The organism is Microbacterium sp. MMO-20, assembly GCF_037147735.1.
In the GTDB taxonomy this organism is placed as follows: Bacteria; Actinomycetota; Actinomycetes; order Actinomycetales; family Microbacteriaceae; genus Microbacterium.
In genome coordinates, this window is record NZ_JBBCUU010000008.1 from 140,041 (window position 1) to 167,023 (window position 26,983).

The 26,983-nt window shown below is 69.8% G+C and carries 25 protein-coding genes and 1 pseudogene; 11 read left to right on the forward strand and 15 right to left on the reverse strand.

Going from position 1 to position 26,983, the window contains the following annotated elements:
* Positions 1–20: 20 nt before the first annotated feature.
* The 4 genes from WFI52_RS11475 to WFI52_RS11490 are packed head-to-tail and all read right to left on the reverse strand — an operon-like array spanning position 21 to position 3,372.
* Entirely contained in the window at positions 21–674 is a 654-nt protein-coding gene (locus WFI52_RS11475) for a CYTH domain-containing protein (RefSeq protein WP_336627015.1), read from the reverse strand.
* On the reverse strand, positions 671–898 hold the full coding sequence (locus WFI52_RS11480; RefSeq protein WP_242086530.1) for a response regulator: 228 nt from the start codon (positions 896–898) through the stop codon (positions 671–673). Before WFI52_RS11480 ends, WFI52_RS11475 begins: the two co-directional genes overlap by 4 nt.
* 18 nt (positions 899–916) lie before the next feature.
* A complete protein-coding gene (locus tag WFI52_RS11485; RefSeq protein ID WP_336627016.1) occupies positions 917–2,431 on the reverse strand; it encodes a CoA-acylating methylmalonate-semialdehyde dehydrogenase in 1,515 nt (504 codons plus the stop codon).
* A complete protein-coding gene (locus tag WFI52_RS11490) occupies positions 2,428–3,372 on the reverse strand; it encodes an NAD(P)-dependent oxidoreductase (RefSeq protein WP_336627017.1) in 945 nt (314 codons plus the stop codon). The genes WFI52_RS11485 and WFI52_RS11490 overlap by 4 nt, the downstream gene beginning before the upstream one ends.
* A gap of 166 nt (positions 3,373–3,538) precedes the next feature.
* On the opposite strand from WFI52_RS11490, the gene WFI52_RS11495 reads away from it, so the two are divergent.
* Together WFI52_RS11495 and WFI52_RS11500 are read left to right on the forward strand one after the other, a co-directional pair.
* Positions 3,539–4,399: a LysR family transcriptional regulator gene (locus tag WFI52_RS11495; RefSeq protein ID WP_336627043.1), complete on the forward strand. Its 861-nt coding sequence runs from the start codon at positions 3,539–3,541 to the stop codon at positions 4,397–4,399.
* The gene (locus WFI52_RS11500) at positions 4,396–5,127 is read left to right on the forward strand and encodes a glutamine amidotransferase (protein ID WP_336627018.1); all 732 of its coding nucleotides are present in this window, start codon (positions 4,396–4,398) and stop codon (positions 5,125–5,127) included. Before WFI52_RS11495 ends, WFI52_RS11500 begins: the two co-directional genes overlap by 4 nt.
* Here the strand turns inward: WFI52_RS11500 and WFI52_RS11505 are convergent.
* From WFI52_RS11505 to adhE, 5 genes are all read right to left on the reverse strand, one after another.
* Complete coding sequence (locus tag WFI52_RS11505; protein WP_442927759.1) at positions 5,124–7,619, reverse strand: glycogen/starch/alpha-glucan phosphorylase; 2,496 nt, start codon at positions 7,617–7,619, stop codon at positions 5,124–5,126. The genes WFI52_RS11500 and WFI52_RS11505 overlap by 4 nt on opposite strands.
* A 90-nt stretch (positions 7,620–7,709) precedes the next feature.
* The gene (locus WFI52_RS11510) at positions 7,710–8,729 is read right to left on the reverse strand and encodes a YihY/virulence factor BrkB family protein (protein WP_336627020.1); all 1,020 of its coding nucleotides are present in this window, start codon (positions 8,727–8,729) and stop codon (positions 7,710–7,712) included.
* A 70-nt stretch (positions 8,730–8,799) separates the two neighbouring features.
* Positions 8,800–9,546: an A24 family peptidase gene (locus tag WFI52_RS11515; protein ID WP_336627044.1), complete on the reverse strand. Its 747-nt coding sequence runs from the start codon at positions 9,544–9,546 to the stop codon at positions 8,800–8,802.
* 116 nt (positions 9,547–9,662) lie between these two features.
* The gene (locus WFI52_RS11520; RefSeq protein ID WP_336627021.1) at positions 9,663–10,568 is read right to left on the reverse strand and encodes a hypothetical protein; all 906 of its coding nucleotides are present in this window, start codon (positions 10,566–10,568) and stop codon (positions 9,663–9,665) included.
* A 139-nt stretch (positions 10,569–10,707) separates the two neighbouring features.
* Positions 10,708–13,425 (reverse strand): bifunctional acetaldehyde-CoA/alcohol dehydrogenase, encoded by a 2,718-nt coding sequence (gene adhE, locus WFI52_RS11525; protein ID WP_336627022.1) that lies wholly within the window; start codon positions 13,423–13,425, stop codon positions 10,708–10,710.
* A gap of 159 nt (positions 13,426–13,584) precedes the next feature.
* Between adhE and WFI52_RS11530 the strand changes: the two genes are divergently transcribed.
* Complete coding sequence (locus WFI52_RS11530) at positions 13,585–14,829, forward strand: alpha/beta fold hydrolase (RefSeq protein ID WP_336627023.1); 1,245 nt, start codon at positions 13,585–13,587, stop codon at positions 14,827–14,829.
* Between the two features lie 44 nt (positions 14,830–14,873).
* Entirely contained in the window at positions 14,874–16,214 is a 1,341-nt protein-coding gene (locus WFI52_RS11535) for a flavin monoamine oxidase family protein (protein ID WP_336627024.1), read from the forward strand.
* A 10-nt stretch (positions 16,215–16,224) separates the two neighbouring features.
* On the opposite strand, the gene WFI52_RS11540 is transcribed toward WFI52_RS11535, so the two are convergent.
* On the reverse strand, positions 16,225–16,851 hold the full coding sequence (locus tag WFI52_RS11540) for a TetR/AcrR family transcriptional regulator (protein WP_336627025.1): 627 nt from the start codon (positions 16,849–16,851) through the stop codon (positions 16,225–16,227).
* Between the two features lie 88 nt (positions 16,852–16,939).
* Between WFI52_RS11540 and WFI52_RS11545 the strand changes: the two genes are divergently transcribed.
* The 4 genes from WFI52_RS11545 to nrdI all read left to right on the forward strand — a co-directional run bounded on the left by WFI52_RS11545 (position 16,940) and on the right by nrdI (position 21,754).
* Positions 16,940–17,986, forward strand: coding sequence for an agmatine deiminase family protein (locus WFI52_RS11545; protein ID WP_336627026.1), 1,047 nt, complete (start codon positions 16,940–16,942; stop codon positions 17,984–17,986).
* On the forward strand, positions 17,983–19,713 hold the full coding sequence (locus tag WFI52_RS11550) for an amidase (protein ID WP_336627027.1): 1,731 nt from the start codon (positions 17,983–17,985) through the stop codon (positions 19,711–19,713). Before WFI52_RS11545 ends, WFI52_RS11550 begins: the two co-directional genes overlap by 4 nt.
* Positions 19,710–21,092: a pyridoxal phosphate-dependent decarboxylase family protein gene (locus WFI52_RS11555; RefSeq protein WP_336627028.1), complete on the forward strand. Its 1,383-nt coding sequence runs from the start codon at positions 19,710–19,712 to the stop codon at positions 21,090–21,092. The genes WFI52_RS11550 and WFI52_RS11555 overlap by 4 nt, the downstream gene beginning before the upstream one ends.
* A 230-nt stretch (positions 21,093–21,322) precedes the next feature.
* Positions 21,323–21,754: a class Ib ribonucleoside-diphosphate reductase assembly flavoprotein NrdI gene (gene nrdI, locus WFI52_RS11560; RefSeq protein WP_336627029.1), complete on the forward strand. Its 432-nt coding sequence runs from the start codon at positions 21,323–21,325 to the stop codon at positions 21,752–21,754.
* An 11-nt stretch (positions 21,755–21,765) separates the two neighbouring features.
* Here the strand turns inward: nrdI and WFI52_RS11565 are convergent, their stop codons facing one another.
* Both WFI52_RS11565 and WFI52_RS11570 read right to left on the reverse strand, forming a co-directional pair.
* Positions 21,766–22,743 (reverse strand): zinc-binding dehydrogenase, encoded by a 978-nt coding sequence (locus WFI52_RS11565; RefSeq protein ID WP_336627030.1) that lies wholly within the window; start codon positions 22,741–22,743, stop codon positions 21,766–21,768.
* 47 nt (positions 22,744–22,790) lie between these two features.
* Positions 22,791–23,177, reverse strand: a complete 387-nt coding sequence (locus WFI52_RS11570) for a DUF1304 domain-containing protein (protein ID WP_336627031.1) — start codon at positions 23,175–23,177, stop codon at positions 22,791–22,793.
* Between the two features lie 85 nt (positions 23,178–23,262).
* Between WFI52_RS11570 and WFI52_RS11575 the strand changes: the two genes are divergently transcribed.
* A complete protein-coding gene (locus WFI52_RS11575; RefSeq protein ID WP_336627032.1) occupies positions 23,263–23,892 on the forward strand; it encodes a TetR/AcrR family transcriptional regulator in 630 nt (209 codons plus the stop codon).
* Here the strand turns inward: WFI52_RS11575 and WFI52_RS11580 are convergent.
* Positions 23,867–24,052 carry a hypothetical protein gene (locus WFI52_RS11580; RefSeq protein ID WP_336627033.1) on the reverse strand — a complete coding sequence of 62 codons (186 nt, stop codon included), beginning with the start codon at positions 24,050–24,052 and terminating at the stop codon, positions 23,867–23,869. The genes WFI52_RS11575 and WFI52_RS11580 overlap by 26 nt on opposite strands.
* Positions 24,053–24,159: 107 nt before the next feature.
* A pseudogene (locus WFI52_RS14210) lies at positions 24,160–24,483 on the reverse strand (cupin domain-containing protein); the annotation flags it as partial.
* A 173-nt stretch (positions 24,484–24,656) separates the two neighbouring features.
* Here WFI52_RS14210 and WFI52_RS11585 point away from each other — a divergent pair.
* Together WFI52_RS11585 and WFI52_RS11590 are read left to right on the forward strand one after the other, a co-directional pair.
* Positions 24,657–24,932, forward strand: coding sequence for an SRPBCC domain-containing protein (locus WFI52_RS11585; RefSeq protein WP_336627034.1), 276 nt, complete (start codon positions 24,657–24,659; stop codon positions 24,930–24,932).
* Positions 24,933–25,272: 340 nt separating this feature from the next.
* Positions 25,273–26,520, forward strand: a complete 1,248-nt coding sequence (locus WFI52_RS11590) for an IS256 family transposase (RefSeq protein ID WP_336627035.1) — start codon at positions 25,273–25,275, stop codon at positions 26,518–26,520.
* Positions 26,521–26,576: 56 nt separating this feature from the next.
* Here WFI52_RS11590 and WFI52_RS11595 read toward each other — a convergent pair.
* Positions 26,577–26,983, reverse strand: a 407-nt coding sequence (locus WFI52_RS11595) for a hypothetical protein (protein WP_336627036.1), incomplete at its 5' end; no start/stop codon positions are given.

The following is a 26,983-nucleotide window of genomic DNA, read 5'->3' on the forward strand; positions in this document are numbered from 1 at the left end:
AGCGTTTCGGGTGATTCGACTCAGACGCCGAGGGTACGGGCGAGCTTCGAATCGGATGCCGCGGGGCGGGCGCCGGCCGCGAGCGCGATCTCGGTGGCGGCCTCGAGAAGCGCGGCGCGGTCCGCACGGCCAGCCGGGGCTGCCGGCCCGAGTTCGAACTCCCACTCGCGCCACCGGGTCTCCACACCGCGCAGCTCGTCGACGGCCCGCACGTGATCGTCGACGAACTCCGCGACGACGGCACCGGCACCGTCCTTCAGGAGGTACGCGTGGCGGTCGTTCCGAATCCGAGCGATTCGGCGGAGCGCGCCCGACTCCCCCGCCGTGGGAGCGATGGGGATGACGGCGCGGATCAGCTCGGCCGGTGGCACGCCGGGAGCACCGAGCGGCCAGTGCTGCTCGAGTCGGGCGCCGTCGGCATCCTTCGGGCCTTTGATGTGCCAGCCCTCGTCCGGGCCCCCGGTGCGGCGCCGCACCGCGTACCCGGCGCGACCGAGCGTCACGTCATGCACGTCGAAGTACTGCGCGTCGAGCTCCCGCCGCTCGGGACCGTCTACGGACACCACAGGGCCGAGCGTCTGCCAGGACGGCACCGGGGTGTCGACGCCGACATCGAAGGTCAGCTCGATCTCGAGCGAGCGAGTCGGCTCGGCGGAAGCCGACTCCGGGGTCACTCGTTGCGGCCGTCGACGTCCGGGTTGATGTCGTCTTCGGCCTCGACGTAGTGGAAGTCGCTCGAGGTCGGCCCGTCACCCTCCCCCGTGTTCTCCGGTCGTCCGGCACGTTCGTAGACGACTTGGGTCTCGCTGTACGGAAGGATCAGCGAATCCTGCGTCGCGTCGTCGAGGGGAAGGACCTGCCCGTCGAGCGGACCGCCGTGAAGTCGTGCAATAGCCATGGCGCCAGCCTAGTCCTCTCAGTGCGTCGGGAAGCCGAGGCTGATCTGGCTCTCGCTCGCGTCGGGCCAGCGTGTCGTCACGACCTTGCGACGTGTATAGAACTGGAACGCTTCCGGCCCGTACATGTGCGTGTCGCCGAAGAGCGAGTCCTTCCAGCCGCCGAACGAGAACGCGCCGATCGGCACCGGGATCGGCACGTTGACACCGACCATGCCGACCTCGATGTCGAACTCGAACTGCCGAGCCGTCTTGCCGTCGCGGGTGAAAACGGCTGTGCCGTTCGCGTAGCGGTTGTCGTTGATGAGGGCGACGGCGTCGTCGTACGACGAGACGCGCACGACCGAGAGCACGGGACCGAAGATCTCCTCGTCGTACACCCGCATGCCGGGAGTCACGCCGTCGACGAGCGAAGGGCCGATGAAGAACCCGCCCGCCGGCACGTCGAGTTCGCGGCCGTCGACGACGAGGCGCGCACCCTCGCCTTCGGCACCGGCGACGAACCCGGTGACGCGCTCGAGGGCGTCCCGCGTGATGAGCGGACCCATCTCGATGCCCGGCGCGGTGCCGTCGCCGACCGTGACCTGCGGCATCCGATCCGCGATCTTCGCGATCAGCTCGTCGGCGACCTCGCCGACGGCGACGACGACGGAAACCGCCATGCAGCGCTCCCCCGCCGACCCGTAGCCGGCCGAGATGGCGGCATCCGCCGCGGCATCCAGGTCGGCGTCGGGCATGACGATCATGTGGTTCTTCGCGCCGCCCAGCGCCTGCACGCGCTTGCCGTTCTCCGCCGCGCGGGTATAGATGTACTTCGCGATCGGCGTCGAGCCGACGAACGAGACGGCGCGGATGAGGGGATCGTCGAGGATCGCGTCGACGGCTTCCTTGTCGCCGTGCACGACGTTCAGGATACCCGCGGGCAGCCCTGCCTCGGCGAACGCGTCGGCGATCCAGTTCGCCGCCGAGGGGTCGCGCTCGCTCGGCTTCAAGATGACGGCGTTGCCGGCGGCGATGGCGGTCGTCACCATCCACAGCGGCACCATGGCCGGGAAGTTGAACGGAGTGATGCACGCGACGACGCCGATCGGCTGCCGCACCTGATGCACGTCGACGCCGGAGGCGACCTGCTCGGAGTACTCGCCCTTGAGATGGTGCATGAGGCTCGTGCAGAACTCGACGTTCTCCAGGCCGCGCGCCACCTCGCCGAGGGCGTCGGGCACGGTCTTGCCGTGCTCGGAGGTGATGATGCGGGCGAGCTCCTCGGCGCGGGTGGAGATGATCTCGCGCACGCGGAACATGATCTGCTGACGCTTGCCGAGGCCCGTCTCGCGCCACGCGCGCTGCGCGTCGTGCGCGGTACGCGCCGCCGCGTGGACGAGGTCGGCGGATGCCAGGGCGACGTCGCCGGTCTGGACGCCCGTCGCGGGGTTGAAGACAGCACCCGTGCGTCCGTCGGCTTCGACTCGGTCGCCCCCGATGACGTGCGGGATCGCCGTGCGCGTGGTCGTGGGGGTGTCGATCGTGGTGCTCATGAGCGGGTTCCTTCGAGAGTGCGGTCGAGCGAGGGGTCGTAGCCGCGCAGCGTGCCGTCGGGTGAGGCGAGCTTCGCGACGAGCGTGCAGTCCTTCGCGCCGAGGCCGTCGGCGATGAGTTCGTCGAGCTGGGCGAGCGCAAGGCGCGCGGCGGGCAGGTGGACGCCCGTCGTGTCGCCGGCCTGCACGGCGAGGCCGCAGTCCTTGCGGGCGAGGTCGACGGAGAACGTCGCGTCGAAGTTGTTGTTCGCCGCGGCGTTCTCGAGCACGCCCGGCACGGGGTACCACGTGCGCAGGGGCCAGGAATCCCCCGACGACACGCGCGCGACCTCCCAGAAGATCTTCGCGTCGAGACCGAGCTGTTCGGCGAGCTGCGACCCCTCCGACATCGCCATGACGCCGATGAAGAGCATCATGTTGTTGACGAGCTTCGCAGCGATGCCCGCTCCGGCCTCGCCACACGCGATCGTGTTGCCCGCCATCGGGGCGACGATCTCGCGCGCACGCTCGACGTCGGCCGCGCGCCCCCCGAGCATGAACGTCAAGGTGCCGGCCTCGGCCCCGGCCGTCCCCCCGGAGATCGGCGCGTCGACGAATGTGAGTCCGCGTTCCTCCGCCCGCGCATGACACCAGCGCGAAGTCTCGACGTCGACCGTAGAGGTGTCCATGAGGAGTGTCGTCGGCTCCGCGTGGGCGAAGATGCCGTCCGCACCCTCGTAGGCGCCACGCACGTGCTCGGGCTTGGGCAGCGAGGTGAAGCACGCGTCGGCGCCGGCGAGGGCCTCGGCGGGCGATCCGACGATGTGGATGCCGCGGGCTTGCGCCGCCGCGGCGGCCGCCGGGTTGATCTCGACGCCGCGCACGGTGTGTCCGGCGGCCGCGAGATGGGCGGCCATGGGCGTTCCCATCCGGCCGAGTCCGATGAAGGCGATCGTCGACATGCTCAGTGCTCCCTGCGTCGTCGGAGGTGCGGTTCGTGGTTACTGTACGCACGGGCATCCATGCATATCAATGCACACCGGCGAGGCAAACTTGCACCGTCGCTGTGCATCGGTGCACACTCTTCGCATGCAGTCCAGCTCCCCCGAACCGCCGCTCGACGCGCTCATGACCTTCCTGTCCGTCGCGCGCCTGGGCAGATACACCGCGGCCGCGGAAGTGCTCGGGGTCAACCATTCGACGGTGTCACGCCGGATCACGGCTCTCGAGACGGCCATGGGCGGTCGAGTGCTGGTACGCACGGCCGGCGGCTGGGAGGTGACGGCGCTCGGGCGTCGTGCCGTTGGGATCGCCGAGCGCATCGAGGGATCGCTGCGCGAGCTCGTAGAGGATGACGGAGCCGATGCCGTGCACGGCATGGTGCGGATCTCCGCGCCGGACGCCTTCACAGCCGCCTTCCTCGCTCCCGCCATGACGCTCCTGCGGCGCGCGCACCCGCACCTCGCGATCGAGCTGCTCTCGGCGACCCAACGCGTGCGGCAGAACCGTTCGGGCGTCGACCTCGAGGTCGTCGTCGGCCGCCCGCAGGTGCTGCGCGCGTACGCGACGCCCGTGTGCGCGTACGCGCTGCGGCTGTACGCGACCCCCGCCTACCTCGCCGAGCGCGGCGTGCCCAAGACGGTGGCGGAGCTGTCGGGGCATCCCCTCGTCTATTACGTCGAGAGCTCGCTGCAGGTCGATGAGCTGGACCGTGCGCTGCAGGAGCTGCCCGACTCTCCGGCATCCGTGCGTTCGACGAGTGTGTTCGCGCACGTCGAGGCGACCGCGGCCGGGGCGGGAATCGGCTTGCTGCCCGACTTCCTCGGCGACGCCGACGCGCGCCTCGCGCGCGTGCTCGACGGCGCCTATGCCCACCCCCTGGCGTACTGGGCCGTCGCGCGCGACGAGGGACCGCGCAACCCCGCCGTCGCAGCGACCCTCGAAGCCATGACCGGCTACATCCGGAGTGTGCAGGAGATCGACGTATGAAGCCGTTCCTGCTGCTCGCCACGCGCGCCGAGGATCTGCCGGCCGACGAGGAGTACGCGCTGTTCCTGCGCTACACGGGGCTGTCGGAGGAGCACCTCGTGCGGCGGCGCCTCGAGGCCGAGCCGCTCGGCGACATCGACCTGGATGACTGGTCGGGCATCTTCGTCGGCGGCGGACCGTTCAACGCGTCCGATCCGCCCGAGCGCAAGTCGGCCGTGCAGCGCCGCGTCGAGGCCGAGATCTCGACCCTTCTCGATGCCGTCATCACGCGGGACTTCCCCTTCTTCGGCGCCTGTTACGGCATCGGCACCGTGGGGGCGCACGAGGGCGCTGTCATCGACGGCACTCATCGCGAGCCGATCAGCGTCGTCGAGGTTGCGCGCACCGCCGCCGGCGCCGCCGATCCGCTCCTGGCGAACCTCCCCGACACCTTCGCGGCGTTCGTCGGCCACAAGGAGGCGATCACGATCCTGCCGCCGTCTGCGACGCTGCTCGTGCGCGGTGAGGCCTGCCCCGTGCAGATGTTCCGCGTGGGGCGGAACGTCTACGCGACGCAGTTCCACCCGGAGTGCGACGTCGAGGGCATCTCCACCCGCATCCGCGCGTACGCCGACTACGGGTACTTCGCGCCGGGCGAGCTCGATCTGACCCTCGCCGCGGTCCGCCGCGTGCCGGTGACGCACACCGGCGAGATCCTCGCCGCCTTCGTCCGGCGCTACGCCCGCTAGATCACCGGCGGGGTGTGCCAGATACGGTCGATGTAGTCGCGCATCGACCGATCCGAGGAGAAGAAGCCGCAGCGGGCCACGTTGAGGATGGCCGAGCGCGTCCAGGCATCCTGATCCGCATACGCGGCGTCGACCTTGGCCTGCGCGTCGATGTACGACGAGTAGTCCGCGAGCACCATGAACCGGTCGTCGTACAGCAGGTTCGACACGATCGGCTCGAACACGGTCTTGTCGCCGCCCGAGAACGCGCCGGACGCGATGAGGTCCATGGCGCGGCGGAGGTTGTCGTCGGCCTGATAGAACTCCGCCGGCTTGTATCCGCGCGCCCACAGCGCCTCGACCTCGGGCTCGCTCTGCCCGAAGAGGAAGAAGTTGTCGTCGCCGACGAGCTCGCGGATCTCGACGTTCGCGCCGTCGTCGGTACCGATCGTGAGCGCACCGTTGAGGGCGAACTTCATGTTGCCGGTCCCGGAGGCCTCCTTGCCGGCGAGCGAGATCTGCTCCGACAGGTCGGCCGCGGGAATCAGGCGTTCGGCGAGCGTGACGTTGTAGTTCGGTGGGAAGAGCACCTTGAGCCTCCCCTCGACGCGCGGGTCGTCGTTGACGACCTGTCCCACCGCGTTGATGAGGTGGATGATGCGCTTGGCCATGACGTAGCCCGGGGCCGCCTTGGCGCCGAAGACGAATGTGCGCGGCACGATGTCGGATGCCGCGACACGGCCCGAAGCGATCTGTTCGTACTCGGTGACGATGTGGAGCAGCTTCAGCATCTGCCGCTTGTACTCGTGCAGACGCTTGACCATGACGTCGAGCATGTGACCGTCGCTGATCTCGACACCGTCGCGCGCTCGGAGCGTGTCGCCGAGGCGGCGCTTGTTCTCCGCCTTGACCGCGGCGAACGCGTCGCGGAACTGCGGGTCTTCCGCGTAGGTCTCGAGCTCGCGCAAGCGCTCGAGGTCGGTCACCCACCCCGTGCCGATCGCTTCGGTGATGAGGGCGGACAGGCCCGGGTTGGCGAGCCGCACGAAGCGGCGCGGCGTCACGCCGTTCGTGACGTTCGTGAACTTGCCCGGGTAGAACTCGTTGAAGTCCGGCAGCACCTTCTCGCGCAAGAGCTGCGAGTGGAGCTCGGCGACGCCGTTGACCTTCGCACCGGCGACGGTCGCGAGGTAGGCCATGCGCACGGATCGGTCGGGGAACTCGCTGATGATCGACATGTTGCGGATGCGCATCTCGTCGTCGCCGAAGCGCTCCCGCACCTCGGCCAGGAACTCCTCGTTGATGCGGTAGATGATCTCGAGATGGCGAGGCAGCAGGCGCCCCAACAGGTCGACCGACCACACCTCCAGCGCCTCCGGCAAGAGGGTGTGGCACGTGTACGCGAAGCACTGCTGAGTGAGGGCCCAGGCATCCGCCCACTCCATCCGCTTCTCGTCGACGAGCACGCGCATGAGTTCGGGCACGCCGATCACGGGGTGGGTGTCGTTCAGCTGGAAGATGATGCGGTCGGGGAGCTTCTGCAGGTCGAAGTCCTCCGGCAGCGACGCGAGGAAGTCGCCGATGGATGCCGCGACGAAGAAGTACTGCTGCTGCAGACGCAGCTCCTTGCCCTGCGGAGTCGAGTCCTCGGGGTAGAGCACCTTGGAGATGTTCTCCGCGAAGGTCTGCGCCCGCACCGCCTCTTCGTAGTCGCCGGAGTTGAAGACGCGGAGGTCGAAGGAGTTGGTCGCCTTTGCGCTCCACAGTCGCAGAGTGTTGACCCGGCCGTTGAGATAACCCGGGACCATGTAGTTGTACGGGACGGCGAGGACGTTCCACCCCGGCACCCAGCGTGTGCGCTCGGTGCCCTCGTCGTCGTAGGTCTCGGTGTGGCCGCCGAACGAGATGGTGCGCGCCGCCTCGGGGTGGGGGAACTCCCACGGCGAGCCGAGCTTCAGCCACGAGTCCGGCTGCTCGACCTGCTGGCCGCCCTCGAAAGTCTGACGGAAGATCCCGTACTCGTAGCGGATGCCATAGCCGGTGTTCGGCACTCCGAGCGTCGCGAGCGAGTCGATGAAGCAGGCCGCGAGGCGGCCGAGGCCGCCGTTGCCGAGACCGGGCTCGACCTCGTGCGCCCGGAGGTCGTCGATGTCGATGCCGCACGCGGCCATCGCTTCGGTCGCGATGTCGGACAGACCCGTCGCGAGGAGGTTGTTGTCCAGCTGCCGCCCGAGCAGGTACTCGGCGGAGAGGTAGGCGACGCCCTTCGCCTGCGCATCCCGCTGGCGCTTCTGATCCTCGAGCCATCGGGCCATCAGGTAGTCGCGTACCGTCATGGCGAACGCGATGTAGCGGTCGTTCGACGTGGATGCCGAGAGCGCGACCCCGCGCTCGTAGTTGAGATTGCGTAGGAACTGGCGCACGAAGCCGTCGACCGAGCTCGCGGGCCCCGTGACGGGGGCGAGGGCGAGCGGATGCGTGGCACCGAGCGGGTGCGCGGACTCGGATGTGATGTCAGTTGAGGTCACGTAGAAGAACGTACACACTGCGCGAGCGCAGTCGTTACCGCGCTCGCCTCTCGGGAGCGAGAATTTACAGGAGCGTCACGACGCGCTCGCTCGCGGGCCTCGCGCCGCGCCGCGCTCATCCGCGAGCGCGGCGCGCGCGGCATCCAGGTCGGCGGCAGCGCGCGCGACGGCGTCCTCGGCCTGCTGGACCCGACGCTGCGCGAACGTCGAGGCGCCGAAGCGCTCCCGCACCCGGTCCTCTCCCTCGCGAACAAGCGTGTAGATGTACGCCGTGGCGATCAGGATCACCTGCGCGGACAGGTTGATCCACAGCAGCAACGCGATCAGCGCGGCGAAGGAGGCGAGGAGGGGATTGGACTTCGCTCCCCCGACGAACAGGCCCGACAACTGCTGCAGGACCGTCAAGCCGACCGCGCCGAGAAGCGCTCCCGTCCACAGGGCGCGGGCCGGCGCCCGCACACCCGAGAGGACGCGGAAAAGGACGGCGATCGCCACGGCATCCAGAGCGAACGTTACGCCGATCGCCAGGAGGCGCCCACCCCACGCGATCGCCGGGTCGTGCTCGCTCGCGCCGAACCATCCCGCGACGATCCCGAGCCCCGCGGTGCCGAGCATCGTCGCGGCCGCCGACGCCAGCAGCGCGCCGCCGGCGCCGACCGCGAGCGCGAGATTGCGGAGCATCACGAGCCAGAACGGCACGTCGTCGGTTGTGCGGTCGCACACGACGCGGATCGCCGACCGCAGCGACCCGATCGCCCCGATCGCGGCTCCGATGAGACCGATCGCGGCGACCGCTCCCGCAACCGACAGTCCCGCAGGAGCCTGGATGTCGGCGGGGTCGATGAGCCCGCCCGAGCCGACGAGCCCCGGGACGGCGCCGTTGACGGCGTCGATGAGCGCCGCCCACGCCTCCTTGTTGCCGGCGAGCCAGAGCGCCGCGACCGAGAAGCCGAGGAGGACCGCGGCGAAGATCGAGAACAGCGCCCGATACGTGACGCTGTCGGCGAGCATCGCGCCGCGGCGATCGCTGTAACGCAGAAACGCGCGCACGGGGGTCAGTGCGAGGGCGCGGGCGGTGATGCGCGTGACGTCCATGCCGCCCAGGATATGTGCGGCCGCGCTTTTGCCGCGGGGACTTGACAGGGCGTGACGGTACCGCGTGGCCTCAGCCGAGCGCGAAGGTCCCCGCAGCGAGGACCCCTGCCCACGCCCCCGCGAGAAGAAAGGGCCCGAAGGCGATGGCGGTCTGCCGCGTCGCGCGCCCGCGCATCAGCAACACGGCCGCCGCCACGCCGCCGAAGACAAAGGCGGCGAGGGTGCCCACAGCGAGCGCCGACCACCCGGTGAATCCCAGGACCATGCCGATCACACCCGCGAGCTTCACGTCGCCACCGCCGAGCGCACCGCGCCCGTCGCCCCTCCCGGCGCCACGCCCGACGGCACGGACGAGCCAGAAGAACACGAACAGGATGCCGCCGCCCGCCGCGGCCCGCCCGAGCGGCGCCCAGGATCCTCCCGCCAGGCACGCTGCAGCGAACAGGATCGCGAGGACGGGATACGCCGGGAGAACGATGGCGTTCGGCAAGCGGTGCGTTGCGACGTCGACCTCGGCAAGCAGCAAGCTGACCGCCGCGAAGTACAGGTACGCGACCGCTGCCAGCGCTGCGGCGACGACGGTGGCGCCGGAGCTCCCCGATCCGCTGGGTCCAGCGTGCACACCCGGTGCGGTCGACCGCATCACCACGAAGACGGCGACGGCGAGGAAGGCGGCCGCGGTCGCCGACGCGAACGGCAGCCCGTCGCGGGGAGCCGGCAGCGACGCTCCCGTGAATCGCGCCCGTACGCCCGTCAGACGCCACCCGACGACGGCGCCGACGGCGGCGACACCGGCGAACGCGAGCACGTGGAGCATCGAGAGCACAGAAGCTCCTTTCCGGGCAGGTGGGGACCCACGGTACTGGGCCGCGGCATCCCCGCGCGGATTCTCTCCACAGGGCGCGCCCGCGCTGCGCAGAACCCGCGTCGCCGCTACGGGCTGATCAGGACGGGCGTCCCGGCGGGGAGCTGGGCGAGCCGATCGGTCGCGGGCCCGTCGAGGTAGATGCAGCCGAAGGAGTTCGGGCCCGACCGCTCGTGGTAGTAGTGGAACGCCGTCACGGCGACTTCTCCCCCATCGAACCCCGCAAGCGTCGGCGACTGCACGCCGAGGTAGACGAGCGGATGCCCCCGTGTGTAGGCGAACTCGGGCACGACCCGCGTCAGCATGATGAACGTGCGTCCGACGGGCGTCGGCGTGCTCTCTTTGCCCCACGAGAAGTCGCTCGCCACGCGCTCCCGGCCGGTCGCGCCGACGATGTCGATCGTGTGCGCGGTGAGCTGGACGTCGACGTAGGACGTCGCGAACGAGAACTCCACATCGGCGGCCCGCAGCCAGCCGACGGCCTGGGCCGCGCTGCCCTCCGGAGGCCGACCCTGACGCCCCGAGAGCAGTACCTTCACCCAGTGCGTATCGTGCACGACCACCGGCACGATCGCGCCGCCGTACGCCGCGTCGCGCGCAAGGTACCCGATCGGTGCTCCCCCGGGTGCGGCGAAGATCGGCGCGCGCGCAAGCGGGCGGGCGAGCTCGCCGGTGAGCACGCCGAAGGGGTCGTCGTCGACGGGCAGTGCCGCGTTCACAGACCACACGTCGATCTGCGGGAGCGCGGCGGTGTCGTACACGGTCACGTCGGCGGGCGGGCCGCTGTCAGTCGGGACGGCCGCAGCAGTGGGGCTCACAGTCGGGGAAGGCACGGCGGATGCCTCGACATCTTCAAGCGAGTCGCTGCGGCCCGACGGCGTGAGGACGACCCCGACGGCGAGCGCTGCCGCACCGGCGACGGCGAGCGCCGTGATGATCCACGGCGCACGGGGGTGACGGATGCGGTCGTCCACGGTTCCATGGTCGGGGTTCGGCGGCGGAGCGACAAGTCGTCACGGCGCGGTGGCGCGGTCAGGTGTGCGGGCAGGCGCGGCGGAGGGGGCCGGGTATGCTCCCCCGACCCCCTCCGGGATCCCTCCGCTGGGCTGAGGCTCAGGCGGTGGTCTTCGCGCGGCGCGCGCCCTTCGCGGACGACGTCCTCACCGTTCCGGTCACGACGTCGCTCTCGGCGTGCGCGCCCCTGCGGGCGGCGCGCACCTCGTCGAACGACGTGCCGTAGTACGCGGCCTCCATGAGCGTCTCCATGTCGGCGATCATCGGCATGCGCGGGTTCGCCGGCGCGCACTGATCGCCGTAGGCGGCCATCGCGAGGTCGTGCAAGCCCGCGATGAACGCGGTCTCGTCGACGCCCTGCTCACGGAACGACCGCTCGATGCCCACCCTGTCGCGGAGCTCCTCGACGGCCCGTGCGTAGCTCTCGACGCCCTCTTCGGGGGTCGACGCCGGCAGCCCGAGGTGCTTCGCGATCTCCTGGAACCGCTCGGGCGCGATGTAGCGCTCGTACTTCGGCCAGCTCGTGAGCTTCGTCGGCACCTGACCGTTGTAGCGGATGACGTGCGGCAGGTAGACCGCATTCGTCCGCCCGTGCACCAGGTGGTAGGTCGCACCCGTGACGTGCGCCATCGCGTGCACGATGCCGAGGAACGCGTTGCCGAACGCCATGCCCGAGATGGATGCCGCATTGTGCATCTTCTCGCGAGCTCTGATGTCCTCGGCATCCGTCGAGTTCGGTTGCGCCTTGGCGCTGCGCTCGATGTTCTCGAAGATCAGCTTGATCGCGTGGAGGCACAGGCCATCGGTGTAGTCGTTCGCGTACACCGACACGAACGCCTCGGTGGCGTGCGTCAGCGCGTCGAAGCCGGCGTCGGCGACGAGGAATCCGGGCAGCACCTTGGTGAGAACGGGGTCGATGATCGCCACCGAGGGGGTGAGCGCGTAGTCGGCGAGCGGGTACTTCATGCCCGTCTCGTCATCGGTGATGACCGCGAACGGCGTCATCTCGGAGCCCGTGCCCGACGTCGTGGGGATGCAGACGAGTTTTGCCCGCTTGCCGAGTTCGGGGAAGGTGAACGCACGCTTGCGCACGTCGAAGAACTTCTCGCGCATGTCGGAGAACTCCACCTCGGGGTTCTCGTAGAGGAGCCACATGACCTTCGAGGCATCCATCGGCGATCCGCCGCCGAGCGCGATGATCGTGTCGGGCTGGAACTGGCGCATGAGCTCGGCGCCGGCCTTGACCTCGGAGACCTTCGGCTCGGGCTTGACCGTGTTGATGAGCTGCACCTGCACGCGGTTCGCGCGACGGTTCAGCACGTCCGTGATCTTGTCGACGTAGCCGAGCTTCGTCATCGTCTCGTCCGTGACGATCGTGACCCGCTCCACGCCGCGCATGTCTGCGAGGTAGCGCACCGCGTTCGGCTCGAAGTAGGTCTTCGCGGGGATCTTGAACCACTGCAGGTTGTTGTTGCGACGACCGATGCGCTTGACGTTCACGAGGTTCACCGCCGAGACGTTGTTGGAGACCGAGTTGTGGCCGTAGGAGCCGCAGCCGAGGGTCAGCGAGGGCATGAAGGCGTTGTAGATGTCGCCGATGCCGCCGAGCGCCGACGGGCTGTTCTCGATGATGCGGACGGCCTTGACGACCCTGCCGAACTCGGCGATGACGTCCTGGTCGTTGGAGTGGATGGCGCCGGAGTGGCCCAGCCCGTCGAAATCCACCATCTGACGAGCGAGGTCGATGCCCTCGGCGGGACTCGACGCGCGCAGCACCGCGAGGACGGGAGCGAGCTTCTCGCGCGTCAGCGGCTCCTGGGGCCCGACGCCCGTCACCTCGGCCAGGATGATCGACGTGTCGTCGGGGACGGTGAAGCCGGCGTGCTCGGCGATCCACTGCGGGCTCTGGCCGACGACGGCGGGGTTGAGCTTCGCGCCGGCGCAGTTCTCGCTGTCGGCGGTGACGCCGAAGATGAACTCCTCGAGCATGCGCTTCTCGGCGGCGGTCGCGGTGTATGCGTGCAGGCGCGCGAACTCGGCGAGCGCCTCTTCAGCGATCGGCGCGTCGAGGATGACGGCCTGCTCGCTCGCGCACACCATGCCCATGTCGAACGACTTCGACAGCACGATGTCGTTGACCGCGCGGCCGACCTTGGCGGTGCGCTCGATGAAAGCGGGCACGTTGCCGGCGCCGACACCGAGGGCCGGCTTGCCGCATGAGTACGCGGCGCGGACCATGGCGTTGCCGCCGGTGGCGAGGATGAGCGCGACGCCCGGGTGATTCATGAGGGCGCCCGAGGCATCCATCGAGGGCTCCTCGATCCACTGGATGCAGTTCTCCGGGGCACCGGCCGCGACGGCCGCGTCACGGACGATCTTCGCCGCGGCGACAGAGCATTTCTGCGCCGACGGGTGGAAGCCGAAGATGATCGGGTTGCGGGTCTTCAGCGCGATGAGCGACTTGAAGATCGCGGTCGACGTCGGGTTCGTCACCGGGGTGAGCGCGCAGATGACGCCCACGGGATCGGCGATCTCGGTGATGCCGGTGATCTCGTCATGGCCGATGACGCCGACGGTCTTCTGGTTGATGATCGAGTTCGTCACGTGCTCGCACGCGAACATGTTCTTCACGGCCTTGTCTTCGAACAGTCCGCGCTTCGTCTCTTCGACGGCCATCGTGGCGAGATCGCCGTGATGATGAAGGGCCGCGACCGACGCCTTGCGGACGATGTGGTCGACCTGCTCCTGAGTGAATGACGCGTACTCTGCGAGCGCTTCTTGCGCGCCGTCGACCAGAGCATCGATCGAGGTGGACATGGGGTTCTCCTACCCGGCGCGGACGCGGTGTCCGCGCCATCGCTTTCCGGGTCCGAGCCGTCTCGGGCCTGTCTTGATCCTCAGTATCGCACATGTGGTCTGACCACACAAGACCCGCGCCAGCGTCCGTCGCGGATGCCGCCACGCTAGGCTCGCCGCATGCGCACCGAAGCCGCCGGAGAGGCCGTCCGCCCTCGTGCTCGGATTCGGCGCGCGCGCCGCCGTCGGGCGTGGGCCGCGGTCCTCGCCGCGGCCCTGACGGTCGTCGCGGGATTCGTCGCGGTCGGCGAAGCTCGCCTCCTCGGCGACGCCGTCGAGCGTGCCGGCCTCGACGCGTTCTACACCGTTCCGACCGACGCCGTCGCCGGGGCGCCCGGCACGATCATCCGCAGCGAGGAACTCGTCGGCGTGCCGTTCGATGCCCGCGCATGGAGGGTCATGTATCGAACGACCGACGTGCACGGCGATGCGGTCGTCTCGACCGGCCTCGTGGTCACGCCGCTCGGCCCTGCGCCCGCCGGGGGGCGGACGGTGCTGTCGTGGGGGCATCCCACGACCGGCACCGCTGCCGACTGCGCCCCCTCGCGCGGCTTCGACCCCTATGCGCTCATCGAGGGCGTGCGCCTTCTGCTCGACCGCGGCTACACGATCGCCGCGACCGACTACGTCGGCATGGGCACCGACGGACCGGCGAGCCCCGACTCCTACCTCGTCGGCGCGACCGGAGGCAACGCCGTGCTCGACGCCGTCCGCGCGGCGCAGCACATCGAGGCCGCCCACGCCACCGATCGCGTCGTGCTGTGGGGGCATTCGCAGGGCGGCCAGGCTGTGCTGTTCGCCGCGGAACGCGCGTCGCAGTACGCCCCGGAACTGCGGATCGAGGGCGTCGCCGTCGCGGCTCCCGCCGCCGACCTGACGACGCTCCTGAGCGACCACATCAGCGACATCTCCGGGGTGACGATCGGCTCGTATACCTTCGCGGCCTACGCGGACGTCTACGCCGATCGCGGCGCGGAACTGGGCGGCATCCTGACCCCGTCGGCGCAGAAGCTGCTGCCGCAGATGAACGAGCTGTGCCTGCTGACCAACATCTCCAGACTGCACGAGATCGGCGATCCGCTGCTCGGGAACTTCGTCACCGCCGATCCCGCGAGCGTCGAGCCGTGGCGAAGCCTCCTCGCGGAGAACTCCGCGGGACAGGAGGCGTTCGCCGCTCCCCTCTTCGTCGCGCAGGGCCGCGACGACACGCTGGTGGTTCCTTCGGCGACGGCGCAGTTCGTGGCCGCCGAACGCGCGATCGGCGTCGACGTCGACTTCCATGAGATCGCGCACGCCGACCACGGCACGATCGCCTACCTCGCGCTGCCCGCTCTGATGGCCTGGCTCGACGCGCACCGACTGTGAATCCCCTCGCCAGCCACGGCCCGACATCACCCGAGGAGAACGTCATGACCGAGATCGACACGATCGTCGTGGGAGCGGGGATCGCGGGACTCACCGCCGCGCGCCTCCTGCAGGGCGCCGGTCAGCGCGTCGTCGTGCTCGAGGCACGGAATCGCGTCGGCGGCCGGGTCTGGAGCGACCGCTCCGACGGGCACGTGACCGATCGCGGTGCGTCCTGGATCCACGGGATCACCGACAGCCCCGTCTTCGCCGCGGTGACGGCGTTCGGCATGCCGACGGTCGAGTTCACGGTCGGCGGCTACCAGCCCGACAGCAGGCCGATCGCGCACTACTCCCCCGCCGGCACGCGGCTCACGGCCGACGACGCGGCGCGCTACGTGGCCGACATCCACGCGGTGGATGCCGCGCTGCGCGGCGCGATCGCGGCGTCCGACCGTGACGCCTCCTACCGCGACGCCACCGAGGTCGCGCTCGCCGAGGTCGCCGACGCGGACGAGTGGGACGGCGAGCGCACGCAGCGCGTTCGGGAGTACCTCGAACACCGCAGCGAGGAGCAGTACGGCGCGTGGATCGACGACCTCGCGGCGCACGGGCTCGACGACGACCAGGTCGATGGGGACGAGGTCGTGTTCCCGCACGGCTACGACGCTCTCGGGACGGGGCTCGCCGCTGGCCTCGACATCCGTCTCGAGAGCGTCGTCTCGCGCGTCGCGTGGGGGGCGGAGGGGGTGTCGGTGACGACGTCCGCCGGCACGCTCGCCGCACGCGCCGCCGTCGTGACCGTGCCCATCGGAGTACTGCAGTCGAGCGGGTTCGAGATCGCACCCGCTCTGCCCCCGGAGGTCGCCGAGCCGCTGTCGCGCCTGCGGATGAACGCGTTCGAGAAGGTGTTCCTCCGCTTCGACGAGCGATTCTGGGACCCGGACGTCTACGCGATCCGGCAGCAGGGCGAGGAGGGCCGCTGGTGGCACTCCTGGTACGACCTCACAGCGCTGGACGACACACCGACCCTGCTGACGTTCGCGGCGGGCCCGGCCGCGACGGCGACGCGGGACTGGACGGATGCCGAGGTCACGGCATCCGTCATGGTGCAACTGCGCCGCCTGTACGGTGCGGACGTCCCCGAGCCCGTCGCCGTCGTCCGCACCGACTGGCAGAGCGACCCGTTCGCGGGACACGGGTCGTACGCCTACATGACGCTCGGCTCGGACACGTCCGATCACGACGCGCTCGCGGCGCCCATCGGCGGCGTGCTGCACCTCGCCGGCGAGGCGACGTGGACGGATGATCCCGCGACCGTCACCGCCGCGCTGTGCTCGGGCCACCGCGCCGCCGAGAACGTGCTCGGCGAGCCGGTGCCGATCGAGCGGGCGTGGCAGAGCTGACCGGACGCGACTAACGCCCGCGCAGCCGCTCGGGCGTAACCCCCAGCAGTCCCGCGACAGCGCGCTGCACGAGCCCGCGCCGATCGGGCTGACCGTCCCAGCGCACGAGCGAGTGCGCGTTGAGCCCGTCGATGATCGCGAGCAGGTGCCACGCGATCGCGTCGGCGTCGCCGACGGCGAAGACCCCGGCATCCATCCCGCGCTCGACTTCGGCGGCGAGGACCCTCTGCCAGTCGTCCATCTCCGCGCGCACACGGGCGGCGACCGTCTCGGCGCGGGCTCCGAGCCCCCACGCCTGCACCCAGACGAGGGTGATGTCGGTGCGCGAGCCGTCGAGAAGGGTCTCCAGGAGCACCCCGATGCGCGCCGCCGGGTCGTCGACGGCCGAGATCAGCGCAGCGACCTCCGCGAGTTCGGCGCTCACGAGGTCGCCGAAGGCATCGGCGACAAGCGCCTCCATGCCGTCGACATAGTGGGCGACGAGGCCGGGCGCGACGCCGGCGCGGCTCGCGACGGCGCGCAACGTCACGGCATCCAGCCCCTGCTCCAGCGCGATCCCGCGCGCCGCCGCGGCGAGCTCGGCCCGCCTCTGGTCGGGGGTCTTCCGCACCCGGCGGGCAGTTGACGTCTCGCTCATGCCTCGCTACGCTCCCACTTGTTGATCACTTGATCAATACGGTACCGCAGATCCCGGACGACCTGCCACTCGCACACAGGAGATCCCCATGGCCTGGCGCATGCCCGCCGAAACCGCACCGCACGAGCGCATCTGGATGGCGTTCCCCGTGGAAGGCACGACGCTCGGCGACACCGACGCGCTGCGCGAGGAGGGGTACGCGACGTGGACGGCCGTCGCGACCGCCGTCGCCGCATACACGCCGGTGACGATGCTCGTCGACCCGAGCGAGATCGCCCGCGCCACGCGGATGCTCCCCGGAGAGATCGAGATCGTGGAGGCGCCCGTCGACGAGTACTGGATGCGCGACCATGGACCCACGTTCGTCGTCGACGACGAAACCGGCCGGCTCGGCGCCGTGGACTGGATCTTCAACGGCTGGGGCGCGCCCGACTGGGCGCAGTGGCAGCGCTCGGCCGCGCACGGGCGGCTCATCGCCGAGGCGGTGGGTGCCGAGGTCGTACCGTCACTCCTCGTCAACGAAGGCGGCGGCATCCACGTCGACGGGGAGGGCACAGTGCTGCTCACCGAGACCGTGCAGCTCGATCCGCGACGCAATCGCTTCGCCGACCGCGCGCGGGTGGAGGCAGAGATGACCCGGACGCTCGGCGCGACGACCGCGATCTGGCTGCCCCGCGGTCTCACCCGCGACTACGACGATTTCGGGACGAACGGCCACGTCGACATCGTCGCGACCCTCGCCGCCCCGGGACGCCTCCTGCTGCACGATCAGCGCGACCCCGGCCACCCCGACCATGCCGTCACGCGCGAGCTGCGCGACATCCTCGCGGCGCAGACGGATGCCGCCGGTCGACGCCTCGAGATCATCGACCTGCCCGCCCCGGCGACGCTCCGCGACGAGGAGGGCTTCGTCGACTGGAGCTACGTCAATCACCTCGTGACCAACGACGCCGTCATCGCATGCGGATTCGGCGAGCGGGCGGCGGATGCCGCAGCCGCCGACATCCTCGGCGGCGCCTATCCCGGCCGCGAGGTCGTGACCGTCGACGCCCGCTCGCTCTTCTCACGGGGTGGCGGCATCCATTGCATCACGCAACAGCAGCCGCGACTCGCCCGCGTGGGAGGTGCCCGATGATCGACGTCGTCGAAGCGTCGATCGCCGACCTGCGCGACGCACTGGAGACCGGACGCACGACCGCCGTCGAGCTCGTCCGGGCCTACCTCGCGCGCATCGACGCCTACGACGGACCCGACACCGAGACCGCCCTGAACGCGGTGGTCGTCCGCAATCCCGACGCCGTCGCCGAAGCCGAGGCGTCCGATGCACGCCGCGCCGCCGGCGGCGTGCGCGGGCCGCTCGAGGGCATCCCGTACACGGCGAAGGACTCCTACCTCGTCCGCGGACTCACGGCGGCGGCCGGCTCGCCTGCCTTCGCCGACCTCATCGCGCAGCGCGACGCGTTCACGATCGAGCGGCTGCGCGCGGGCGGCGCGATCTGCCTGGGGCTGACGAACATGCCCCCGATGGCCAACGGAGGGATGCAGCGCGGCGTGTACGGACGCGCCGAGAGTCCATACAACGCGGACTATCTCGCCGCTCCGTTCGGATCGGGATCGTCGAACGGCTCCGGCACGGCGACAGCGGCGAGCTTCGCGGCGTTCGGCCTCGGCGAGGAGACGTGGTCGAGCGGACGCGGCCCCGCCTCGAACAGTGCGCTGTGCGCCTACACCCCCTCCCGGGGTGTGATCTCGACGCGCGGAAACTGGCCTCTCGTGCCCACGATGGACGTCGTCGTGCCGCAGACCCGGACGATGGCCGATCTCCTCGAGGTCCTCGACGTCGTCGTCGCGGAGGACCCCGAGACCCGCGGCGACTTCTGGCGCGCGCAGCCGTGGATCGCACTCCCGGATGCCGCCGCGGGCCGCCCTGCGTCGTACCCGGCTCTCGCGATCGGGGCGAGTGTGCGGGGCATGCGTCTCGGCATCCCTCGCATGTACATCAACGCCGACGGCGCTCCGGACGGCGTCGGCATCGGCGGGCCGACCGGTCAACGCATCCAGACGCGGCCGAGCATCATCGCGCTGTGGGAGCGCGCACGAGCGGAGCTCGAGTCCGCCGGGGCGGAGGTCGTCGAGGTCGACTTCCCAGCCGTCTCGAACTACGAGGGCGACCGGCCCGGCGCACCCACGATCGCGAACCGCGGACTCGTTTCAACGGAATACCTGCGGCGCGAGATCGTCGACCTCTCGGCTTGGGCGTGGGAGGACTTCCTCGCCGCGAACGGCGACCCCGCATTCCACACCCTCACGGGCGTCGACGGCGCGCGCATCTTCCCGCAGCCGGACGGCGCTCTGCCCGACCGCTACACGGGCTTCGAGGACGACATCGCCGACTACCCCGACTGGGTGCGTACGCACCCAGAGGCCGATCCGTGGCGGACGATGCCCGAACTGCCCGACGGCCTCCGCGGCCTCGAGGAGACCCGCCGCATCGATCTGGAAGAGTGGATGGACGACCTCGGCCTCGACGCCGTCGTCTTCCCGGCGGTCGCCGACGTCGGCGAGGCGGACATGGACGTCGACGAGGATGCCGCCGCGCGCGGCTGGCGCAACGGCGTCTGGGTCGCGAACGGCAACCTCGCCGTCCGTCACCTCGGCATCCCGACCGTAACGGTGCCGCTCGGCACGATGGACGACATCGGGATGCCGGTGGGTCTGACCTTCGCGGGACGCGCGTACGATGACACCGCGCTGCTTGCACTGGGTGCCGCGTTCGAGGCGCTCGCGCCGCGCCGCGAGACCCCACCCCGCACTCCCGCGCTCCCCCACAAGACGTCGACTCCCGAAGGTGACGCACGATGACCCGCCCGAACGAGACGCGCATGCACGACGTCACCGACGAGACCCGCGCGATCGTGGACCTCGTCCTCGACTACTCGCACGCCCGGCTGCTGTCGGAGGACACCCCCCTCGACAAGCCGTTGCCGCCGGCCGAGCTCAGCCGCCTCGCGGGGCGCACGATCGATGAGCGCGGCATCGGCGCCACGAAGGCGCTCGGCATCTTCCAGCATGTCCTCGCGCCCGCCTGCATCACGACCGACGATCCCCGGTACCTGTCGTTCATCCCAAGCGCTCCGTCGAAGGCCGCGGCGGCCTTCGACCTGGTCGTCTCGGCGAGTGCTCTCTACGGCGGCTCGTGGCTCGAGGGCGCGGGGGCCGTGCATGCCGAGAACGAGGTGCTGCGCTGGCTCGCCGCCGAGTTCGGCCTGCCTGCGGGCGCCGGCGGCGTGTTCGTACAGGGCGGCACCCTCGGAAACCTCTCGGCTCTCGTCGCAGCCCGCGAGGCCGCGCGCGATCGGCTCGACGCGGCGGGTCGCACCCGACCCGACCGCTGGCGGGTCGTCTGCAGCATCGAGGCGCACTCGTCGATCGCCTCCGCAGCGCGGGTCATGGACGTCGAGGTCGTCGGGGTCGCCGTCGGGGACGACGGCACCCTGCGCGGCGATGCAGTGCGCGCCGCCCTCGACGAGCACGGCGACAGCGTCTTCGCCGTGGTCGCGACGGCGGGCTCCACGAACTTCGGCATCGTCGACGACATCGCGTCGATCGCCGACGCCGTGGCGGGCACGGGAGCATGGCTGCACGTCGACGGTGCCTACGGACTCGCCGCAATGCTCTCCCCCGCCTCGCGTCACCGGTTCGCCGGCGTCGAGCGCGCCGACTCGCTCGTCGTCGACCCGCACAAGTGGCTGTTCGCCCCCTTCGACGCGTGCGCGCTGATCTACCGCGACCCCGATCTCGGCCGTCGTGCGCATACGCAGCACGCCGAATACCTCGACACCCTCACGGAGACCAGCGACTGGAGCCCGTCGGACTTCGCGGCGCACCTCACGCGTCGGCCCCGTGGGCTGCCCCTGTGGTTCTCGCTGGCAACCTACGGCGCCGCGGTCTACCGCGAGGCGATCGCCGGCGCGGTGGACCTCGCGGAGCGCATCGCCGACGAGATCGAGCGCCGCGACGAGTTCGTCCTCGTCCGGCGCCCCCAGCTCGGCGTCGTCGTGTTCGAGCGCGTCGGCTGGCAGAAGGCGGATTACGACCGTTGGTCGGCGCGGTTGCTCGACGAGCAGCACGCATTCGTGACCCCCTCGAGCCATGGCGGCCGCACCAACGCGCGTTTCGCGATCCTCAACCCGCGCACGACGTACGAGGACCTCGTCGGAATCCTCGAGACCATGCGCTGAGCGAAGCGCGCTTCACAACTTCTTGACAGTCGTGGCGGGTTCACGCCGACGGAGGCGACCACAGCTGTCCACAAGTCAGCTCCAACCTGAGACTTGTGGACAGACGTGGCGGGCTCACGCCGACGCAGGCGACCACAACTGTCCACAAGTCGGCACCGCCCCGGCGCACAGCACCTTTACACCCGGTCGAGACGCAAGCGCGCCGGTCGCGCTACGCGCAGACTGGAACCGTGGCGTCCGTTCCCGTCTACTACTACTCGTCGGTGTCGAACCTCACCGGACGTTTCGCCGAGCACCTCGCCGCGGCGACGGGGCGCGAGGTCCACAACCTCGCCGATGCCGCCGTGCGCTGCCGCGACGTCGAGGCTCCCTGGGTGCTCCTCACGCCGTCGTACAAAGCGGGCAACGGCGACGAGGTGACGCTGCCGGCGCCGGTGAAGGCGTTCCTGCGCTCCCCCTCGAATCGACGCCGGCTCGTCGGGATCATCGGTTCGGGCAACCGTAACTTCGGCGCGTACTACCAGGCCGCCGCGCGCGAGCTCGCCGCGGCATCCGGCCGTCCCGTGCTCTTCGAGTTCGAGCTGTCGGGCACCCCCGAGGACGTCACCGCGTGCGGGCGCATCCTCGATGAGCTGGATGCCGCGCTGGCGCGGCGGTCCTGATGGGCGCGCGTTCAGGGCGTGAGCAGCAGCTTGCCCACGCGGCCGGGCGTGAAGTTCTCACGCGCGGCGGATGCTGCGTCGTCGAACGCGTGCACGGCGGCCACCGGCAGTGACAGCGATCCTTCGGCGACGCGCGTGATGATCTCACCGATGAGCGCGGTGCGTCGCGCGGGCTCCATCGCCGCACTCACCTTGCTGCCCCAAAATCCCTTCACCGTGAGCTGGCGGAAGATGACATCACCGGACGAGAGCTCCATCGTCGGCGACGCCATCGCGCCGAAGACGACGAGCGTGCCATTCTCGGCGAGGAGCGACAGCACGTCGCCGCTCGCCGCGCCGCCGACCGAGTCGACGCCCGCGACGATGGGAGCGCCACCCGTGATCTCGAGGGCGCGCTCGCGCCAGCCGTCCTGATCGGTCGCGACGACGCCCTCGATGCCCGCCGCGGCGAGCTCTTCGACGCCTTCGGCGCGACGCACGAGGCCGAGCACGTGGACGCCGCGGGCCGCAGCCAGCTGCGCGACGAGACGTCCGACGGCACCGTTGGCGGTGTTCTGCGCGATCCACCGGCCCGGCTCCACGTCGAGGTATTCGAGCAGACTCAGGGCACTGAACGGCATCGACACGAGCTGCGCGGCTGCCTCGTCGGCGATGGCGTCGGGCACCGGGATGAGCGCGGCGGCAGGGGCGACGAAGTATTCGGCCCACACGCCGAAGGTGCCTCCGGTGACGACGCGCTGCCCGGGCTGCACCGTCGTGACACCCTCGCCCACGGCATCCACGACACCGAGCGCCTCGGTCCCGGAGCGCGCCGGAAGCTCGGGCTTGTATCCGTACGTGCCACGGATCGTCCACAGATCGTGATTGTGGATCGGGCTGAGCAGGGTGCGTACACGCACCTGTCCCGGCCTGGGTTCCGGGGTCTCGACCTCGGTGACGTGGAGGACCTCGGAGGGTTCACCGAAGGTGTCATGGACGAGCGCGCGCATGCGTGAGTTCTTTCTGCTGAGGCGGGGCGAGAGGGAGCGGGGCCGGCTCAGACGAGCAGGCCGATGACGGTCGCGACGACGGCGAGGAGAGGCAGGAAGCCCTGCGTCACTGCTGCGCGCCGCTTGTCGGGAGAACTGAGGAGGAGCACGAGCGCGGCGGCGAGCATCGATCCCGTGCCCGTGAGTACCAACGTCAGGCCGACCGCAGGGACGCCCGCGGCCGTCACGACGATGCCGAGGATCGCCGCGATCGCGAGGAAGAGGTTGTAGAACCCCTGGTTGAACGCGAACGCGCGCGTGGCCTCGCGCTCGGAGTCGGGGACGTCGAAGGTCTTCCGCGCCTGGGGTCCGTCCCAGGCGAGCGACTCCATCCAGAAGATGTAGACGTGCAGCAGGGCGGCGAGCGCGGCGAAGACGAGTCCGGCGACGATCATGGGTGCTCCTCGGTTCGAACGCCGGTTAGTGTACCGACCGATCCAATATATACTGGAATGGTCATTACGCAAACGGGAGGCACCGATGGGACGCACGCGGACGTTCGACGAGTCGGACGCGACCCGGTCGGCACTCGGCGTGTTCTGGGGGCACGGGTTCGACGGGGCGGCGGTCCCCGACCTCGAACGGGCGACCGGGCTGAGCCGCTCGAGCATCTACCACGCCTTCGGCAGCAAGCGCGGGCTGTTCGACGCCGCCGTCTCGGCCTACCTCGACCAGGTCGTGCGTCCGCGTCTCGCGCCGCTGCAGGCGGATGCCGTGGCATCCGGCGCGCTCGCCGAGTACCTTCGGGGACTTCGTCACGTCATGGCGGAACCGACGCTGCCGCTCGCTGCCCACGGCTGCCTGCTGCTGAACGCGGCGACGGCCCCCGTGGGAACGGACGAGGGGCTCCGCCAGGTCATCCGCGAGTATCGGGAGGAGCTCGCCGCCGCGATGCAGCGGGGGGCGGAAGCCGCACGGCCCGACCTCGACGCGGCATCCGTCGCCGCACTCGCGACAGCGTGCACGGCGCATGTCGTCGCCGCGATGACGCTGGTGCGCGTCGACTCCGACGGCGCATGCGAACTCCTCGACAACGCGCTCGCGCTGCTGGGCGCGTCCGCGCCGTCCGCGGCGGCGGCGCCCGTCAGTCCTGAGCGGGCCGACGGCTGACGATGACCGTGCGCTGAGTGAGGACGGGAAGCTGAGCGAAGACCGACTCGTCGACACCGAACACCGCCGCAAGGACGTGCGGCGGCAGGGACGAGATCGACTGCGCCAGCGGAACGTCGTCGAGCGGCTCGGCGGAGTCGGCATTGAAGACGATGAGCACGATCCGGTCTTCGGTATCGCTGGCGTTCTCGAAGTAGTGGAAGTGGCCCTGGGGGGGCGAAGATCGCGTCCCCCGCTCCCCCCTCGAACACGTCCTGTGGAGTTGGGGCCGACGAAGCTCCACCGCACGCGCCCGGACAGCACGACGTTCATCTCCCATGCGCTCGGATGCCAGTGCGGCTCGCGCGCGCCGCCGGGACGGAGACGCGCGAGGTAGACAGCGTCCTTCTGATCGGTCAGGATCGGCCAGACCCCGGAACGCGCTCCCTGCAGGCTGCCACCATCGAAGTCGTCGGATGTGGCCGACTGCAGGTGGAACAGGTGCGGGTGGTCGGGATCGACCCCTCCCGCGGGGGCGTAGTCGGATGCCGGCAGCCCAGCCAGGCCGCGCCGATCCCCCCCCTCCGTCGGAGGCGTCGAATGATCTCGCACGCGATCGGTCGCCCGCAATCAACACGCGGGCCTGTCTTGGGCACGCTGACCGGATCGCTGCGAGAGGGGTACTCTCGCGCTGAACTACGACCGTCGCCACACAGCTGCGCGCCCCGGGGGGCCGCCGGACCCGTGGTCTTCGCACCGCGCCACGAAACAGTCAAGGAGTCGTCATGACCGGAATCACCGATGAAGGCATCGAGATCGACCGCGAGTTCATCGCTCCGCCTTCCGCGGTGTTCGCCGCGTGGACCACTCCCGAGTCGTTCGCGCAGTGGTTCGGCGGTCGTGACGTCGTGGTCCCGATCGACTCTCTCCACTTTCACGCCGAGCTCGGGCGGGTGGCAGACGTTCCTCAACGTCGTCGCGGAGATCGCCGAGGCCTGATCCCATCCGCGGTGTTCACGGCCGACCGCGAGCGGAGCAGAGACGGCGCCGCGGTGCGATGACGCGAACGGGATTGACGAAAGCCCCGGCAGATCCTCAGATCCACCGGGGCTTTCTCCGGTCGGGATGACAGGATTTGAACCTGCGACCCCTTGACCCCCAGGCGTCCAAAGAGGGTCCTCGGCCTAGAATTCCGCGTAGTTCTGCGGCTCAGGAGACCTCAATGCACGTCATGGTTTGGAGGGATTGCATGATTTTGGTCCCCTTCTGGTCCCCTACGAGGAGTAGTGCCCCGTAGCGTGGTGTAGCCCACGGTGGCCGGCTCGTCGCTCGCGACGTAAGCGCGGTCACCGTGTGATCCTTCGAGAAGTCTCTTACCTCCACTCGAAAGGCATCATCACGATGACCGCACTTCATATTGTCGACCCTGCGAGCGTGCTTGCTGAAGCCCTGACCGACGCGTCGCCGGATCTGATGCGCAGCCTGCTCCAGACCACGATCAACGCGCTGCTGTCTGCGGACGCGGACGCCGTTGTCGGCGCGGAATGGGGCAAGCCCAGCCCCGACCGCACGGCGCAACGCAACGGCTACCGGCATCGCGACCTCGATACGCGTGTCGGCACGATCGACGTCGCGATCCCGAAGCTCCGCACCGGGACCTACTTCCCGGAATGGCTGCTGGAGCGCCGGAAGCGGGCGGAGACTGCGTTGATCACTGTCGTCGCGGACTGCTACCTCGCCGGGGTCTCCACCCGCCGGATGGACAAGCTCGTGAAGACCCTCGGGATCCACTCCCTCTCGAAGTCACAGGTGTCACGGATGGCCGCTGACCTCGACGAGCACGTCGACCAGTTCCGGCACCGCCCGCTGGGTGACGCGGGGCCGTTCACGTTTGTCGCGGCGGACGCGTTGACGATGAAGGTTCGTGAGGGCGGCCGGGTGATCAACGCGGTCGTGCTCGTCGCGACCGGCGTCAACGGCGACGGGCGCCGCGAAGTCCTCGGCCTGCGGGTCGCGACCAGTGAGACCGGGGCGGCGTGGAACTCGTTCTTCGCTGACCTCGTCGCCCGCGGCCTCGGCGGCGTCCGCCTGGTCACCAGCGACGCGCACGCAGGTCTCGTCGAGGCGATCGCGGCGAACCTGCCCGGAGCAGTCTGGCAACGCTGCAGGACCCACTACGCAGCGAACCTGATGAGCGTGACCCCGAAGGCGCTATGGCCGGCGGTGAAAGCGATGCTGCACTCCGTCTACGACCAACCCGACGCTGATGCCGTGAACGCGCAGTTCGACCGGCTGCTGGACTACGTCGACGGAAAGCTCCCCGCCGCGCACGAGCACCTCGACAACGCGAGAGCAGACATCCTCGCGTTCACCGGATTCCCCGAGGGACTCTGGCAGCAGATCTGGTCCAACAACCCCAACGAGCGCCTCAACCGCGAGATCCGCCGCCGCACCGACTCCGTCGGCATCTTCCCCAACCGCGACGCGATCGTCCGCCTCGTCGGCGCCGTCCTCGCCGAGATCACCGACGAATGGGTCGAAGGCCGCCGCTACCTCGGCCTCGAGATCCTCGCCAAGTCCCGCCTCACCCTCGTCACCGACACCAGAACCGAGGTGAACACCGACACCGTCCTCGAGCTCAGCGCCTAACCGAAAACAACAGCAGAAGGATCACCGACCGCTACACCACGTGCTGGGGCTTGACCCTACGAGGCCTGCTCGTCCTCGGCCTGCGGCAGATCGTCAACGTAGGCATGGATCGTAGTCAGCACGTTCTCGGGCTTGATGTTCAGTTCCACCCGGTCATCTCGGGCGATGAAGTACCCAGGAGCCATCCGGCTCAGCGCCAAGCACTCTTCCCGCAGCTCAGCGTCCGTGATCGTAAGCTTCTTCGCGATGCGAAGTGCAGTGCGAAGCGCGGCGTATTCCACCGTGTGATCGCGATCGTCCTGCTGGAGTTCCCATACGGTTTCGAGAATCTGCTGGTGGGGGCTGGACTCGGGCTGAGCCCTGATCCACCGTCGCGATTCGGTTGAGCCGCGTTTCGCTTTTCGTTGAGTTGTTTCGGCGGGCGGGCGTGCGTGTTCTGCCAGCCGGGGCTCTGGCTTATCCA